Annotated in this window: 12 protein-coding genes; 9 read left to right on the forward strand and 3 right to left on the reverse strand. The window is 72.6% G+C overall.

The features are described 5' to 3' along the window. The first annotated feature begins 47 nt into the window (after positions 1–47). Positions 48–1,739, forward strand: coding sequence for a proline--tRNA ligase (locus ACFYW8_RS27940; RefSeq protein ID WP_389081992.1), 1,692 nt, complete (start codon positions 48–50; stop codon positions 1,737–1,739). A gap of 412 nt (positions 1,740–2,151) precedes the next feature. On the opposite strand, the gene ACFYW8_RS27945 is transcribed toward ACFYW8_RS27940, so the two are convergent. Genes ACFYW8_RS27945 through ACFYW8_RS27955 form a run of 3 tightly spaced genes read right to left on the reverse strand, consistent with a single transcriptional unit; the run spans position 2,152 to position 4,295 of the window. After that, positions 2,152–3,114: an aminoglycoside phosphotransferase family protein gene (locus tag ACFYW8_RS27945; protein ID WP_389082117.1), complete on the reverse strand. Its 963-nt coding sequence runs from the start codon at positions 3,112–3,114 to the stop codon at positions 2,152–2,154. A 39-nt stretch (positions 3,115–3,153) separates the two neighbouring features. Continuing rightward, positions 3,154–3,627, reverse strand: coding sequence for a ferritin-like domain-containing protein (locus tag ACFYW8_RS27950; RefSeq protein ID WP_389081997.1), 474 nt, complete (start codon positions 3,625–3,627; stop codon positions 3,154–3,156). Then, the gene (locus ACFYW8_RS27955) at positions 3,624–4,295 is read right to left on the reverse strand and encodes a hypothetical protein (RefSeq protein WP_389082002.1); all 672 of its coding nucleotides are present in this window, start codon (positions 4,293–4,295) and stop codon (positions 3,624–3,626) included. The genes ACFYW8_RS27950 and ACFYW8_RS27955 overlap by 4 nt, the downstream gene beginning before the upstream one ends. A gap of 263 nt (positions 4,296–4,558) precedes the next feature. On the opposite strand from ACFYW8_RS27955, the gene rimP reads away from it, so the two are divergent. From rimP to ACFYW8_RS27995, 8 genes are all read left to right on the forward strand, one after another. Continuing rightward, positions 4,559–5,056, forward strand: coding sequence for a ribosome maturation factor RimP (gene rimP, locus ACFYW8_RS27960; RefSeq protein ID WP_365873413.1), 498 nt, complete (start codon positions 4,559–4,561; stop codon positions 5,054–5,056). 2 nt (positions 5,057–5,058) lie between these two features. Further along, entirely contained in the window at positions 5,059–6,057 is a 999-nt protein-coding gene (nusA, locus tag ACFYW8_RS27965; RefSeq protein ID WP_389082009.1) for a transcription termination factor NusA, read from the forward strand. 101 nt (positions 6,058–6,158) lie between these two features. Further along, positions 6,159–6,437 carry a YlxR family protein gene (locus ACFYW8_RS27970; protein WP_389082013.1) on the forward strand — a complete coding sequence of 93 codons (279 nt, stop codon included), beginning with the start codon at positions 6,159–6,161 and terminating at the stop codon, positions 6,435–6,437. Between the two features lie 149 nt (positions 6,438–6,586). Continuing rightward, positions 6,587–9,739, forward strand: coding sequence for a translation initiation factor IF-2 (gene infB / locus ACFYW8_RS27975; RefSeq protein ID WP_389082016.1), 3,153 nt, complete (start codon positions 6,587–6,589; stop codon positions 9,737–9,739). Between the two features lie 258 nt (positions 9,740–9,997). Further along, complete coding sequence (locus ACFYW8_RS27980) at positions 9,998–10,291, forward strand: DUF503 domain-containing protein (protein ID WP_365873421.1); 294 nt, start codon at positions 9,998–10,000, stop codon at positions 10,289–10,291. Between the two features lie 35 nt (positions 10,292–10,326). Continuing rightward, positions 10,327–10,776, forward strand: a complete 450-nt coding sequence (gene rbfA, locus ACFYW8_RS27985; protein WP_261709639.1) for a 30S ribosome-binding factor RbfA — start codon at positions 10,327–10,329, stop codon at positions 10,774–10,776. Then, positions 10,773–11,678, forward strand: coding sequence for a tRNA pseudouridine(55) synthase TruB (gene truB / locus ACFYW8_RS27990; protein ID WP_389082025.1), 906 nt, complete (start codon positions 10,773–10,775; stop codon positions 11,676–11,678). Before rbfA ends, truB begins: the two co-directional genes overlap by 4 nt. Positions 11,679–12,024: 346 nt before the next feature. After that, the gene (locus tag ACFYW8_RS27995) at positions 12,025–15,936 is read left to right on the forward strand and encodes a trypsin-like peptidase domain-containing protein (protein WP_389082028.1); all 3,912 of its coding nucleotides are present in this window, start codon (positions 12,025–12,027) and stop codon (positions 15,934–15,936) included. Positions 15,937–16,016: the final 80 nt, after the last annotated feature.

Consider the following 16,016-nt stretch of genomic DNA (forward strand, 5'->3'; position numbering starts at 1 on the left):
CCGGCTAACCTCCAGACATCACCCTTACGCAGCAGGAGTCGAGAATCATGGCCCAGGTCCAGCGCATGTCCCGTTTGATGGTCAAGACATTGCGTGACGACCCGGCGGACGCGGAGACGCTCAGCCACAAACTGCTCGTCCGCGCCGGCTACGTACGGCGCAACGCCGCGGGCATCTGGACCTGGCTGCCGCTCGGCAAGAAGGTCCTCGACAACATCTCCCGGGTGGTCCGCGAGGAGATGGACGCGATCGGCGCCCAGGAGGTCCTCCTCCCGGCCCTGCTGCCCAAGGAGCCCTACGAGGCTTCGGCACGCTGGGAGGAGTACGGCGACCTGCTCTTCCGCCTCAAGGACCGCAAGGGCGCGGAGTACCTGCTCGGCCCGACGCACGAGGAGATCTTCACCCTGGTGGTGAAGGACCAGGTGGCCTCGTACAAGGACCTGCCGGTCATGCTCTACCAGATCCAGACGAAGTACCGCGACGAGGCCCGTCCGCGCTCCGGCGTGCTGCGCGGCCGCGAGTTCCAGATGAAGGACTCGTACTCCTTCGACATCACGGACGAGGGCCTCGCCGAGTCCTACGGGCTGCACCGCGAGGCCTACCAGAAGATCTTCGCGCGCATCGGCCTCGACTACCGCATCGTGTCCGCCGTCTCCGGCGCCATGGGCGGCTCGGCCTCCGAGGAGTTCCTCGCGCCCGCCGCCGCGGGTGAGGACACCTTCGTGGACTGCCCGGCCTGCGACTACGCCGCCAACACGGAGGCCGTGACCTTCAAGCTCACGCCCGTCTCCGAGGAGCACGGCCCGGTCGAGGAGCTGGACACCCCCGACACCCCGACCATCGAGACGCTCGCCGAGCACCTGGGCGTGCCCGCCTCCGCGACCCTGAAGAACCTGCTGGTCAAGGTCGACGGCGAGATCGTCGCCGTGGGTGTCCCCGGCGACCGCGAGGTCGACCTCGGCAAGCTGGGCGAGCACCTCGCCCCGGCCGTCGTCGAACTCGTCACGGCCGAGGACTTCGAGGGCAGGGAAGATCTCGTACGCGGCTACGTGGGCCCGCAGGGCCTGGAGAAGATCCGCTACATCGCCGACCCGCGCGTCGCGCCCGGCACGGCCTGGATCACCGGCGCCAACAAGATCAACACACACGCGAAGAACGTCGTGGCCGGCCGTGACTTCGAGGTCGACGACTACCTCGACGTCGTCGTGGTGGAAGAGGGCGACCCCTGCCCGGCATGCGGCACCGGCCTCAAGATGGACCGCGCCATCGAGATCGGCCACATCTTCCAGCTCGGCCGCAAGTACGCCGACACCTTCGGCCTCGATGTCCTCGGGCAGCAGGGCAAGCCGGTCCGCGTGACCATGGGCTCGTACGGCATCGGCGTCTCCCGCGCGGTCGCCGCGCTGGCCGAGCAGTCGGCCGACGAGCAGGGCCTGTGCTGGCCCAAGGAGATCGCTCCCGCCGACGTGCACGTGGTCGCCGCGGGCAAGGCCCTCCAGACCGAGCTGGCGCTCGACGTCTCCGAGAAGCTCGGTGCCGCGGGCGTCCGCGTCCTGGTCGACGACCGTGCCGGCGTCTCCCCGGGCGTGAAGTTCACCGACGCGGAGCTCATCGGCGTACCGACGATCCTGGTCGCCGGCCGCCGCTCGGCCGAGGGCGTCGTGGAGCTGAAGGACCGCCGCACCGGCGAGCGCGAGGAACTGACCGTCGAAGAGGCGATCGCCCGCCTGACGGCGTAATCGTTCACCCGGCGGCGCCCGCAGCCTCCTCGTGCGAGGGGCGGGGCGCCGCCGGTCCGTTTCTCCCGGGCCGCTCCCCGTAAGCACAGAATGTGACGGACCGTCATGTGCCAGGCTTCGTAAGGGCCTTGTGTCGTACGGGTCTTGTGTCGTACGAACGGGCGAAGCCCGGACGGGGACCCGGGCGGGCGCCGACGATGGTGCGCCGGGGATTCGGAACCGGTACGTCTCCGGACTCGCCCGCGAACTTTCGCCGGGTCTCCGGTCGCCGTCCGGCGGCCTCCGACTCGCCGCAGCCGAGCGCGAGTTGCGGGACAGCCCTCAGGGCTTGCCGAGAACTAAGTTACTGCTTCTGGGACTTGACACCCAGGTCAGCAGGTTGCGCGCCCACAAGTCGTTCTTGTGCGGGCCCTCAGAGCCAGCCGGCGAACTCCAGGAGGAGTTCGGCGTCGCGCAGGCGGCCCACCCGGCCCGCCCGGACGCCCGACTCGACGGCGCGGAACAGGGTCCAGCCGCGCAGCCGCTCCTGGTCCACGTCCAGGGACTCGGCGAGCCGCTTGACCCGGCGCCGGGTGATCGACGGCCCCGAAGGTGAGGCGATGAGGTCCTCCACCCGGTCGCGGACCAGCCGGGCCAGGTCGAACGCGCACTCGCCGACCACCGGGTCCGGTCCCACGGCCAGCCAGGGCACGCGCTCCCCGGCGAGCACCTTGCTCTGCCGGAAGGTGCCGTGCAGCAGCCTCGGCTCGGGCGGCGCGGCCAGCAGCTCCTCGCGCGCCGCGAGCGCCGCGTCGACCAGGGCCGTCACCTCGGCATCCGCCCCGGCCCCGGCACCGGCCTCGGCCGTCGTCGTGGCCCGCATGGCCTCCGCCTGCCGCCCGGTCCGCTCCGCGACGGTCTCGAAGACCTGGCCGGCGGGCGGCTCGACCCACAGCCGCCGCAGCGTCCCCGCCGCCTCCAGCAGGGCCTTCGCCTCGGGCAGCGAACGTACGGACATGTCCGGGTGCAGCCGCTCCAGCAGCAGGACACCGTGGGTTTCGTGGATGGGGTGGGCGTCGGCCGGGTCGAGAAGCCGGACCGCGCCGCGGCCGTCCCAGTGGGCGAGCGCGGCCCGCTCGCTCTCCGGACGCGCCCGCTCGGGCGCCAGCTTCAGCACGGCGGGAGTGCCGTCGGCCCGTCGCACCAGGACGACCAGACTGCTGCGCCCACCCGGCGCCTGCACCCGTTCCACGGTCAACTCGCGTAGATCAAGGGCCTGTCGGGTCAGCTCGGGCAGCTTCTCCAGCCACTCGTCGGCCTCGTCGGCCCCCTCCGGCCCGCTCCGGCGGGTCTCGCCGAGCGCCCGAAGAAGGCGCTGCGGCGGTTCGAAGGCCATGCGCGGGTCCATGCGCGAGATGTTCCCTTCCAGGTCGCGTTACGTCGGCGAGGGTGCCGTGGCGGACGGGGTGCCCGCCCGCTCGGCGAGCCCAGGGAAGGCTACGCTCTCGCCGCTCCAGCGCACCGCACGGACCGCGGCCTCCCGCAGCGCCCCGGCCGCCATGCGTCGCCGGTCGCCAGTGGCGGCGCGTACGAGGTCGGAGTACACGGCGGCCACCCGCTCCTCCAGTTCGGCCGCGAACCGTATGGCCGTGGCGGTGTCCGTCACCGGGAACGGCAGCATGTACGCGGCCGACGCGGCCTCGGGTGTGCCGCCCATGTCCTTCACCGCCCGCGCCAGTTCGTCCCGGCGTGCCCGATGGGCGTCGTACGCCGACCGGGCGTCCGTCTGCCGGGCCTCGCCGATCCGGCCGCCCACGACGCCGTAGCCGTAGACGGCCGCGTGCTCGGCGCCCAGCGCGGCCTGCAGGGCCTTGAGCTCGGCTTCCAGGGTGCTGTTCCGCTTGCTCACTTCGCCGCCTTCGTCAGCAGAAACGCGTGGGCCGCACCGGCCGCCGCCACCGAGGCGAGCAGCCGGGCGAGCTCGCCGGGAACCTCCACGAGCGCCTGTGTCCGCTCGTCCGCGAGCGCCAGTTCGGCGGCGGCGAGGTCGGCGAGCGCGTCCTTGGGCCGGGCCGCCACACCGGGGGAGGCGTCGGCCGAAGCCGAAGCCGAAGCCGAAGCCGAAACCGTGCTCGCCGCCGACTCCGACGCCGACGCCGAACCCGACGCCGACGCCGAACCCGACGCCGACGCCGAACCCGACGCCGACGGGGACCCCGACGACGCAGGCGCGGACGGAGACACCGACGAGGAGGGCGCGGACGGGGACGCCGACGCCCCGGCGCTGCCGCCGCCGAAAGCCTTCACGTGCCGGGCGACCTCGGCCCGCAGCGGGCCGAGCCGCTCCGCCAGGTCCGGATGGGCGGCGATCACCGCGGTGTACCGGTCGGAGAGCGTCAGGCTGTCGCGGGCCCCGCGCGCGCGGGCCCGGTCCGCGGCCGAGGGGCTGCCGCCCGTCGTGTCGCTGGACGGCTCGGGAGCGGAACAGCCCGCGAGCGCGAAGGCGCCCGCGGCGGCCGCGAGCAGGGTCCTTCGGCGCGGACCCGACGGGGTGCGCGACGGCAGGGGGAACGACACGGCAGACGTCCTCGGAGGGCTCGAACGAAAGTATGGGCGAGCTGCCCGCGATCACGGTACCCGCGCATCGGCCGATCACCGCCCAGCGGCTCTCTCCCATCTGTCTCCGGTCTGTCTCCGGCGCGATTTCGCGGATGCTCTCCTGCACCTGTCCGCGCGAGCACACGCGTCCCGGTGGACGGCAACACCCTCCGCGACCGGATACCCTTTGAGCTGACACGCGACCAACCCACAACAGCACACGCGGCCGAGGAGTCACCCGGATGAGCACGACCCAGAGCGAGAGGCTGCGAGAACTCCTGGATCCGCTCGTGAGCTCCCAGGGCCTCGATCTGGAAGAGATCGAAGTGGAGACCGTAGGCCGCAAGCGTGTTCTGCGCGTCGTCGTCGACTCGGACGAAGGTGCCGACCTGGACGCGATCGCCGATGTGAGCCGTGCGCTCTCGGCGAAGCTCGACGAGACGGACGCGATGGGCGAGGGGGAGTACACCCTCGAAGTCGGAACCCCCGGTGCCGAGCGCGAGCTCAAGGAGCACCGTCACTACGTACGTGCCACCGACCGCCTGGTGAAGTTCCAGCTTTCGGAGAACGAAGAACTGCTCGCCAGGATCCTGCGGGTCGACGAGGACGGTCTGGATGTCGAGGTGCCTGGCGTGAAGGGGCGCAAGCCCACCGCCAGGCGGCTCGCCTTCGCGGACATCGTCAAGGCCCGCGTCCAGGTCGAGTTCAGCCGCAAGGACAAGAAGGAAGAGGAGGCGTAGCCGTGGACATCGACATGAGTGCCCTGCGGGGTTTGGTGCGGGAGAAGGAGATCTCCTTCGACCTGCTGGTCGAGGCGATCGAGTCGGCCCTCCTCATCGCCTACCACCGCACCGAGGGAAGCCGCCGGCGCGCGCGCGTGAAACTCGACCGGGAGACCGGTCACGTGACCGTGTGGGCGAAGGAGGACCCCGAGGACCTGGAGGAGGGGCAGGAGGCGCGCGAGTTCGACGACACCCCGTCGGGGTTCGGCCGGATCGCCGCGACCACCGCCAAGCAGGTGATCCTGCAGCGCCTGCGGGACGCCCAGGACGACGCGACCCTCGGCGAGTACGCGGGCCGCGAGGGCGACATCGTCACCGGTGTGGTCCAGCAGGGCCGCGACCCGAAGAACGTGCTCGTCGACATCGGCAAGCTGGAGGCCATCCTGCCGGTGCAGGAGCAGGTCCCCGGTGAGAACTACGAGCACGGCCTGCGCCTGCGCTCGTACGTCGTACGGGTGGCCAAGGGTGTCCGCGGTCCGTCCGTGACCCTGTCCCGTACGCACCCCAACCTCGTGAAGAAGCTCTTCGCGCTGGAGGTGCCGGAGATCGCCGACGGTTCCGTCGAGATCGCGGCCATCGCCCGCGAGGCCGGCCACCGCACGAAGATCGCCGTCCGGTCCAACCGCAGCGGTCTGAACGCCAAGGGCGCCTGCATCGGCCCGATGGGCGGCCGGGTGCGCAACGTGATGGCCGAACTGAACGGCGAGAAGATCGACATCGTCGACTGGTCGGACGACCCGGCCGACATGGTGGCGAACGCGCTCTCCCCGGCCCGTGTCTCCAAGGTCGAGGTCGTCGACCTCGCGGCCCGCTCCGCGCGCGTGACGGTTCCCGACTACCAGCTGTCGCTGGCGATCGGCAAGGAGGGCCAGAACGCCCGCCTCGCCGCGCGCCTCACGGGCTGGCGGATCGACATCCGTCCGGACACCGAGCAGCCCGCCGAGCGGCGCGGGGAATAGGCCGGGAATAGATCCGGCCCGCGGATCGCTTACATCACGACAACAACCGTTCGATTTTTGCCCCAAAGGGGTGAGGTCGGTACGGGGAGGTAGACTCAAGAGTGTCTGGCCGGACGCGAGCCCGCGCATGCCCTGAACGCACCTGTGTGGGGTGCCGGGAGCGAGCGGCCAAGAGAGACTTGCTGCGCATCGTGGCGGTCGAGGGCGATTGTGCCCCCGATCATCGCGGTACGCTGCCCGGCCGGGGTGCGTACGTGCATCCCGTTCTGGTCTGTCTCGATCTGGCGGTCCGCCGCCGGGCGATCCCGCGGGCGCTGCGCGCTCCGGGAGCGCTCGACACCGAGGCGCTGCGCCTCTACGTCGAGCAGGCAAACCCGTAAGAGAGCGTCGTGCGGAACCTCCGTGCGGCCCTGGTATTCCGCGAGTTGGAAGTAGGTCGAGATTGCGATGAGCACTCGATGAGCACGCGATGAGTACGCCCATGAAGTAGCGACGGTCCGGACGCAGACCCGGACCTAAAAGGAGCGAAGTGGCTAAGGTCCGGGTATACGAACTCGCCAAGGAGTTCGGCGTAGAGAGCAAGGTCGTCATGGCCAAGCTCCAAGAACTCGGTGAATTCGTCCGTTCGGCGTCCTCGACGATCGAGGCCCCCGTCGTACGTAAACTGACAGATGCCCTCCAGCAGGGCAACGGTGGCGGCAAGCCCGCCCCGCGCAAGGCTTCCCCGGCCAAGCCGGGTGCCCCCTCTCCGGCGCAGGCGGCCCGTCCGGCCGCCCCGCGCCCGCCGGCCCCGAAGCCGGCCGCGGCCGAGACGCCCGCGGCCTCTCCGGTCACCCCGGCGGCCGCGGGTCCGCGCCCGACTCCGGGTCCCAAGCCGGCCCCGAAGCCCGCTCCGGCGGCTCCGGCTCCGGTCGCGGCCGAGTTCACCGCGCCCCCGTCGGCGCCGGTCGCGCCGTCGACCCCCTCGGCTCCGGCCGCGGGTCCCCGTCCGGGCGCCCCGCGTCCCGCCGGCCAGGCTCCGCGTCCCGGTGCCCGTCCGGCCGGTGGTCCCGGTCAGGGTGGTCAGGGTCGTGGTGACCGTCCCGAGCGTCCCGAGCGCGGCGACCGTCAGGGTGGCGCCCCGCGCCCCGGCGGCCAGACCTCGCGTCCGGGTGCCCGTCCGGCCGGTCCCCGTCCGGGCAACAACCCGTTCACCTCTGGTGGCTCCACCGGTATGGCGCGCCCGCAGGCGCCCCGTCCGGGCGGTGCCCCGCGTCCCGGTGGCGACCGTCCCGGCGGCGCTCCGCGTCCGCAGGGCGCGGGCGGTCAGGACCGTGCTCCCCGTCCCCAGGGCGGTCCCGGCGGCGCTCCGCGTCCGCAGGGCGGTCCGGGCGGTGCCCGTCCCACTCCGGGCGGCATGCCCCGTCCGCAGGCCCCGCGTCCCGGCGGCGGTCCGGGCGGTAACCGTCCGAACCCCGGCATGATGCCTCAGCGTCCGGCCGCGGGCAGCCCCCGTCCCGGCGGCGGCCCCGGTGGCCGTGGTCCCGGTGCGGGCGGCGGTCGTCCCGGCGGTCCCGGTGCGGGCGGCGGTCGTCCCGGCGGCGGTTTCGCCGGTCGTCCGGCCGGTCCCGGTGGCGGCGGCGGCGGTTTCGCCGGTCGTCCGGGTGGTCCCGGTGGTGGCGGCGGCGGTTTCGCCGGTCGTCCGGGTGGTCCCGGTGGTGGCGGCGGCCGTCCCGGCTTCGGCGGTCGTCCGGGTGGTCCCGGTGCCCGTGGCGGCACGCAGGGTGCGTTCGGCCGTCCCGGCGGTCCCGCGCGTCGTGGTCGCAAGTCGAAGCGGCAGAGGCGCCAGGAGTACGAGGCCATGCAGGCCCCGTCCGTCGGCGGCGTGATGCTGCCTCGCGGCAACGGACAGTCCGTCCGCCTGTCGCGCGGTGCGTCCCTCACCGACTTCGCGGAGAAGATCGGCGCCAACCCGGCCTCGCTCGTCGCCGTGATGATGAACCTCGGCGAGATGGTCACTGCCACGCAGTCCGTCTCCGACGAGACGCTGAAGCTCCTCGCGGACGAGATGAACTACATCCTCGAGATCGTCAGCCCCGAGGAGGAGGACCGCGAGCTGCTCGAGTCCTTCGACATCGAGTTCGGCGAGGACGAGGGCGACGAGGACGACCTCGTGGTCCGTCCGCCGGTCGTGACCGTCATGGGTCACGTCGACCACGGTAAGACCCGCCTTCTCGACACCATCCGCAAGACGAACGTCGTCGCGGGCGAGGCCGGCGGTATCACGCAGCACATCGGTGCGTACCAGGTGGCCACCGAGGTCAACGGTGAAGAGCGCAAGATCACCTTCATCGACACCCCGGGTCACGAGGCGTTCACCGCCATGCGTGCCCGTGGTGCCAAGTCGACCGACATCGCGATCCTCGTGGTGGCGGCCAACGACGGTGTGATGCCCCAGACGATCGAGGCGCTGAACCACGCCAAGGCGGCCGACGTGCCGATCGTGGTCGCGGTCAACAAGATCGACGTCGAGGGTGCCGACCCGACCAAGGTGCGCGGTCAGCTCACCGAGTTCGGTCTGGTGGCCGAGGAGTACGGCGGCGACACCATGTTCGTCGACATCTCCGCCAAGCAGGGCCTCAACATCGAGGCTCTCCTGGAGGCCGTGGTCCTGACCGCGGACGCCTCGCTCGACCTGCGGGCCAACCCGGAGCAGGACGCGCAGGGTATTGCGATCGAGTCCCACCTCGACCGCGGCCGCGGTGCCGTTTCGACGGTCCTGGTCCAGCGCGGCACGCTGCGCATCGGCGACACCATGGTGGTCGGCGACGCGTACGGCCGTGTCCGGGCGATGCTCGACGACAACGGCAACAACGTCGAGGAAGCGGGTCCGTCGACCCCCGTCCTGGTCCTGGGTCTCACCAACGTCCCGGGCGCCGGCGACAACTTCCTGGTCGTCGACGAGGACCGCACGGCGCGTCAGATCGCCGAGAAGCGCGCGGCGCGTGAGCGCAACGCCAACTTCGCCCGCCGGGGTGTCCGGTTCTCCCTGGAGAACCTGGACGAGGCCCTCAAGGCCGGTCTGGTGCAGGAACTCAACCTCATCATCAAGGGCGACGCGTCCGGTTCGGTGGAGGCTCTCGAGTCCTCGCTGCTCCAGCTCGACGTCGGCGACGAGGTCGACATCCGTGTCCTGCACCGCGGTGTGGGTGCGGTCACCGAGTCCGACATCAACCTGGCGACCGGCTCCGACGCCATCGTCATCGGCTTCAACGTCCGCGCTGCGGGCCGCGCGGCGCAGATGGCGGAGCGCGAGGGCGTCGACGTCCGGTACTACTCGGTGATCTACCAGGCCATCGAGGAGATCGAAGCGGCCCTCAAGGGCATGCTCAAGCCGGAGTACGAGGAGGTCGAGCTCGGCACGGCGGAGATCCGCGAGGTCTTCAAGTCGTCCAAGCTGGGCAACATCGCCGGTGTCCTGGTCCGCTCGGGCGAGGTCAAGCGCAACACCAAGGCGCGCCTCGTCCGCGACGGCAAGGTCATCGCGGAGAACCTCAACATCTCCGGGCTGCGTCGCTTCAAGGACGACGTCACCGAGCTCCGCGAAGGGTTCGAGGGCGGTATCAACCTCGGCAACTTCAACGACATCAAGGTCGACGACGTCATCGCGACGTACGAGATGCGCGAGAAGCCGCGCTCGTAAAGCGGTTCCCAGGCTGGCCGGCGGTGAGCAGTCACCGCCGGCCAGCCTGGCTTTTACCGGATCACGCGGTTCCCCGCGTCCCTCATTCGGGGCGCGGGGAACTGTGCGACCGGCCCCGGCCGGTCAGCCGTCCGGCGAACGGCCCGGGGACCCGGAAACCCCGTCGAGCGAGCCGACGGTTCGTTGTACGGTTCTGATGTCCCTGCCAAGTGCATTGGCAGGCCGTCTATCCCGTACCGGCGGGACATCCGGTTACACATGTATGTGGGGACGCTGTCCTTCGATCTGCTCCTCGGCGATGTCCACTCGCTCAAGGAGAAACGCTCTCTCGTCCGGCCGATCGTCGCCGAACTCCAGCGGAAGTACGCGGTGAGTGCCGCCGAGACGGGCAATCAGGATCTTCACCGCAGGGCCGAGATCGGCCTGGCGGTGGTCTCCGGGGACACGATGCACCTGACCGAGGTACTGGACCGGTGCGAACGGCTGGTCGCGGCGCGACCGGAGGTGGAACTGCTGTCGGTACGGCGCAGAGTCCACACAGACGAAGACTGACGAGAAACAAGCAAGGCGAAGAAGGAGACGGACCAGTGGCCGACAACGCGCGGGCGAAGAGGCTGGCGGACCTCATCCGAGAGGTGGTGGCCAAGAAGCTGCAGCGCGGGATCAAGGACCCGCGGCTCGGCACTCACGTCACCATCACGGACACCCGGGTCACCGGGGACCTCCGGGAGGCCACCGTCTTCTACACGGTGTACGGGGACGACGAGCAGCGTGCCGAGGCGGCCGCGGGCCTGGAGAGCGCCAAGGGCGTGCTCCGCTCGGCCGTCGGCGCGGCGGCGGGCGTGAAGTTCACGCCGACGCTGACGTTCGTCGCGGACGCCCTGCCGGACACCGCCAAGACCATCGAGGACCTGCTCGACAAGGCACGGGCCTCGGACGAGAAGGTGCGCGAGGTCTCGGCCGGCGCGTCCTTCGCGGGTGACGCGGACCCGTACAAGAAGCCGGGCGAGGACGACGAGGACGACGCGGCGGAATGACGCAGAAGCCCAGCACGCCCGACGGGCTTGTCATTGTCGACAAGCCGTCGGGCTTCACCTCGCACGACGTGGTCGCCAAGATGCGCGGGATCGCCAGGACGCGCAGGGTCGGCCACGCGGGCACCCTCGACCCCATGGCGACGGGTGTGCTCGTCCTCGGAGTCGAGAAGGCCACCAAACTCCTCGGGCACCTCGCGCTCACCGAGAAGGAGTACCTCGGTACGATCCGGCTCGGCCAGAACACGCTGACCGACGACGCCGAGGGCGACATCACCTCCTCGACCGACGCCTCCGGTGTGAAGCGCGAATCGATCGACGCCGGGGTCGCCAAGCTGACCGGCGCCATCATGCAGGTGCCGTCCAAGGTCAGCGCCATCAAGATCAACGGAGTGCGCTCGTACAAGAGGGCGCGCGAGGGCGAGGAGTTCGAGATCCCGGCCCGCCCGGTGACCATCTCGTCGTTCGCGGTGTACGACATCCGTGACGCGGTCGCCGAGGACGGCACCCCGGTGCTCGACCTGGTCGTCTCCGTCGTCTGCTCGTCCGGGACGTACATCCGGGCGATCGCCCGCGACCTCGGCGCGGACCTGGGCGTCGGCGGTCATCTCACCGCCCTGCGCCGCACCCGCGTCGGTCCCTACAAGCTGGACTCCGCGCGCACCCTCGACCAGCTCCAGGAGGAGCTGACGGTGATGCCGATCGCGGAGGCGGCCGCGGCCGCGTTCCCGCGCTGGGACGTGGACACCAAGCGGGCCCGGCTGCTGCTGAACGGCGTCCGGCTCGACATGCCCGACGAGTACACGGGCAAGGGCACCGTCGCGGTCTTCGATGCCGAGGGGCAGTTCCTCGCCCTGGTGGAGGAGCAGAAGGGCAAGGCGAAGAGCCTGGCCGTCTTCGGCTGAGGGTTCCCCTCCGCCGAGGTGTCCCGCCCGCACGCCAGGCATGACGGCCGGGTGGACGATCCGTCCGCACGAAGGCCGGGTGGACGACGATCCGTCCACGCCGTGGCCGGGTGGACGGTCCGTCCGTGGAGCGGCGATCACGGGGTCTCGTGCCCGCCGCTCCACGGTCCCCCCTCGGCTCCCCCACCCATGGGTGTATATCCATCCACTCCCGCGTATTCACCCCATCGGGCAGGCGCTCGGAGTGAACCCAGGGAGCGGAAGGGGGCGCGTTCGCCCCACGATCTGTCCCGCTGATCACCTCGCCCCTACCGTCGGAGCAGGAGCGCGGCGGGGAGGTTCGAGTATGGCGGGGCGAGGCCCGCGGACCGGGAACGAAGAGGCGGCGGACGGCGCCGGACAACCGGGGGACGACGTCCTCGTACGCGTCCGCGACCTGGCGGGCCGCCCGCGCGGCACGGGCTTCGCGGCCGACCACCACGGCACGGTGATCACCGGCCATGAGGTCGTCGACGGCCTGGACCGACTCGTCCTGGACGCCCCCGGCGACCGCACCTGTGTGGTGACCGCCGACGCCGTCACGCCGCTGCCCGACGTCGGTCTGGCCCTCGTACGCACCGAAGGTCTCGGCCTCGGCCCGCTCCCCGTCACCGCGCGGGACCGCGTCGGGACCGGTACGTACGTCCGGATCGCGGCGGGCGGCTGGCGCGAGGCGCGGGTGCTGGGTTCCTCCGCTGTGACCTACCCCGCCGCCGCCCGCGTCCATCTCCTGGGAGACGCACTGGAGCTGGCGATCGGCACGGCGGGCGCGGACGCGCTGCGGCCGGGCGGTGGAGCGGCCGGGGGACCGGTCCTCGACGCCCGCACCGGCGCCGTCGTGGCGGTCCTCGGCACCGCCCTGCTTCCCCTGGCCCCCGACGGCACCGCGCCGGGGGAGCCCCCGGCCGGCCATCGCGCGCCCGGCCTCGCCGTCCCCCTGCGGGGCGCCCCGGGGCCGCTCGCCGAACTGCTGGCCCGTAACGCGGCGACCGTGCCCGCGTACGGCGCCGATCTGAATCTCGCGGGCGCGCTGGAACTCACCGCGACCTCGGTCGGCTCGGACGGGCCCCGTCCACAGGCCTTGCCCGGAGTCGCGGGAGCGGGCTCCGCGATCGTCGAACGAGCCGATGTCATCAGGGAGTTCGCGGCTTTCGAGAGCGGCCCGGCCGTCGTCCTCGGACTTGTCGGCGCACCCGGCAGCGGCCGTACGACGGAGCTGGCCGCGCTCGCCGCCCGCCGCCTGCGGGGCCTCGAACCGGCTCCCACCCTGTGGCTGCGCGGCGCCGACCTCCGCCCCGACGACACTTCGGTGGCGGACGCGGCGACGCGCGCACTGGAGCGCGCCGGGCGGATCGTGGCCGCGTCCCGGCGGGGCCCCGGGGCGACCGGGGCGGAGGGCCCGCGGCGGCCCGCCGACGAGGATGTGCTGCCCCCCGAGGGATACGGCGGCGAACTCGGCGACATCGCCCCGGACCGGCTGGCCCGGCTGGCGCGCTCCACCGCCCGGCCCCTGCTGCTCCTTCTCGACGGCCCCGAGGAGATGCCGCCCGAGCTCGCCCACCGGCTCCCCGACTGGACCGAGGGAACGGCCGCCTGGCTGACGGAGACCGGCACACGACTCGTGGTCGGCTGCCGGGAGGAGTACTGGGAACGGGCGGGCGCGGAATTCCCCGCGGAGCTGTTGCACCGGACGGCCGGACAGCCGGACGTGGAGGGGCGGGCGGCGGCCCACCCGGGTGGGCCGCTGTCGCCGGGCGTCGGCGGGCGGCCCGCGGCGTACGAGGGCGGGTCCCTGCCCGCCTGCGTGCTGCTCGGCGATCTGACCGAGGAGGAGGCCCGGCGGGCCCGGTCGCGTGCCGGGATTCCGGACGGCATTCTCGTGCCGGCCGACGCCCGCCATCCGCTGGTGCTGCGGCTGCTCTCCGAGGTGCGCGCCGCGCCGGTGGACGAACCGGCCGGACGGCTCGACCGCGACGACGTGTTCGCCGCCCACCTCGACCTGATGTGTCTGCGCGTCGCGGCCCGGCTAGCGGCGGCGAACGGGCTGCGCGGCACCGCCGTGCGCCGGCTCGCCGCCCGGGTCTCCGGCCAGGTGCACGAAGCCGCCCGACGCTGTCTGGGACCGGGGCAGGGCCAACTGCACCGGGCGTCCTTCGAAGCCGTCTTTCCCTGGGGCCCCGCCCCGGGACGCCTCGCCGGCATCACCGGCTGGGCGTCCGCCGTTCTCACCGAGGGACTCCTCGTCCCCGCCGGGGACGGCTACCGCTTCGCCCACGAGGAGCTGGCCGACTGGATCCAGGGAACCCACCTCGACCTGGACGCGGCACTGAACAGCCTGGTCCACCGCGGGCGCGCCGCACCCGACAGCGGCTCCGCGCGTACGGGGACCACGGGGACCACGGCGCCCGGCCGTCGCCGCGCCGACGGCTCCCGGCCCACAGGACAGCCCGACGCCGGGGCGGCCGACTCGGGGGCGGGCACCCTTCCCGTCCCCCGCCACAGGATCGGCCCCGTCGTCGAGACCCTGCTCGCGCTGGCCCGTCAACAGGGCACCGCCGAACTGACCCTCCGTCTGGAGGACCTCGTCCGCGCGGTCGACGATCTCCTGCCCGAGGCCCCGGACCGGCTCACCGCCCCGCCCGGGACCGCCCTGCCTGGTGTCCCGCACAGGGCCCCGCACAGGGCCCCGCACAGGGCCCCGCACCGGGCCCCGCTGGGCGACCCCCTCTGGTGGGCCACCCGCCTCTGCACCACCGCCCTGCTCCGGGTCCCCGACGCGACTCCTTGCGTCGGGGTGCTGCGGATGCTCACCGAGCGGATCGTGGCGTGGCGGCAACAGGGAAGGGCCGTGCCGGAGGAACTCGGTCCGGGGTTCTGGGAGGCGCTGTCCGTACCGGACGCCGAGCGCTTCGACCTGCTCAGGCGCCTGGTGGTCGCCGACCCCCGCCGGGCCACGGCGACCGGACCCTTGGCCCCCGGCGAGACCGCCGCCCCGCGCTACCTCGACACCGTCTCCCGTCTCCTCAAGGACCACCCCACCGCGGTGCACCGCCACCTCACCCGCTGGTTCGACGACGAGCGGCCTCTGCCCGCGACCCCGAACGCGACCGTGGCGACGGCCGCGCAGGCGCTGCTGTACGCGCACCGGCGACGGGCACCGGCCGATCTGGCCGAGTCCCTGGTGGTCTGCGCACACCCGCGGGGCGACGAGCTGCTGGCCGTGCTGGCCGAGGAGGAGCCGTCGTCCGTGTGCCGTGCGGTGGACCGGTGGGCGCACGACGAACAGCCGGCGCGGCGGGTCGCGGCGGTCGCGTACGGGCTGCGGGCGGCGCCGTTCGCGGGGGCCCCGGCCGATCGCGAGCTGCTTCGTCACGCCGCTCTCTCTCTGCTCACCCGCCCCGCCGACCACACGCTGCACGGCGGGGCGCTCGGCATCCTCGTACGGGATCCGCTGACGCGTGCCCGCTACCTTCCGCAAGCCCTGGAGCGCTTCGCGGCCGGCGACTCACGGCTGCCCCCGAGCGCGCTGGCCGCCGCGCTCACCACCCACCCGGAGCCCGTGCTCGACGCTTTCCGCGACCGGCTGCGGCGGCTCGGCCCCGACACGGCCGAGCTGCTCAGCGCCGTCGCCGACGCCACCACACCGGCGCTGGCCCGCCGAGTAGCCGCCCTGGTGCGGGAGGCGGTGGAGCTGTGCCCCGGAACCGCCGCGTACATGGCGGCATATGTGGACCGGCGCCTCGACCACGGGAGCACCGCCCAGGCAGTGCTGTTTCCCTTGGTCAGCGGTCTGCTGGAGGGGTGTGGCGCGCCAGTGCGGACAGTACTCGCCCAGGTCCTGGCGACGCCGGGGGACGACGCGTCGGTCCCGCTGCGGCGCGAGCTGCTCGATCTGCTGCTGGCCCACGAGCGGGATCCGGCCGTTCTCGACACCGTCCTGAGGGCCGCGGCCGACGGCCTCGACCGGAGGGGCGAGGAGCCGACCCGCGAACTGGTGCACCGCGTCGGCCTTCTCCTCGTGCGCACACCGGCCGGGGCCACCGGCCTCGACCGAACCCTCGTCGACCTGGCCCGGCGCGTCCCGGGCTTCGCCGGCCTGGTCGCGCGCCGGCTGACCGGCACTCCCGCCACCGGCACCCCCGAGGAGTGGTCCGGCCTGGTCGGCCCCGGCACCCGCCGCGTGATCGAGAACCTGGCCGGGGCAGGCGTTCCCGCCTGAACGACGCCCACGTGCGGCACTGCGCACCGAACGCAGGCCGCACTTCGCGGCGCTGAGCAATCGGTCACAGCCTGATGCCG

It is taken from the genome of Streptomyces sp. NPDC002742 (assembly GCF_042888885.1).
Lineage (GTDB): Bacteria > Actinomycetota > Actinomycetes > Streptomycetales > Streptomycetaceae > Streptomyces.

Excerpts from the sequence above, each read along its gene's own strand:
- ACFYW8_RS27940 (WP_389081992.1), top strand. The coding sequence starts at position 48 with ATGGCCCAGGTCCAGCGCATGTCCCGTTTGATGGTCAAGACATTGCGT.
- ACFYW8_RS27945 (WP_389082117.1), bottom strand. The coding sequence starts at position 3,114 with ATGGCCTTCGAACCGCCGCAGCGCCTTCTTCGGGCGCTCGGCGAGACC.
- rimP (WP_365873413.1), top strand. The coding sequence starts at position 4,559 with ATGAGCACGACCCAGAGCGAGAGGCTGCGAGAACTCCTGGATCCGCTC.
- ACFYW8_RS27980 (WP_365873421.1), top strand. The coding sequence starts at position 9,998 with ATGTATGTGGGGACGCTGTCCTTCGATCTGCTCCTCGGCGATGTCCAC.
- truB (WP_389082025.1), top strand. The coding sequence starts at position 10,773 with ATGACGCAGAAGCCCAGCACGCCCGACGGGCTTGTCATTGTCGACAAG.
- ACFYW8_RS27995 (WP_389082028.1), top strand. The coding sequence starts at position 12,025 with ATGGCGGGGCGAGGCCCGCGGACCGGGAACGAAGAGGCGGCGGACGGC.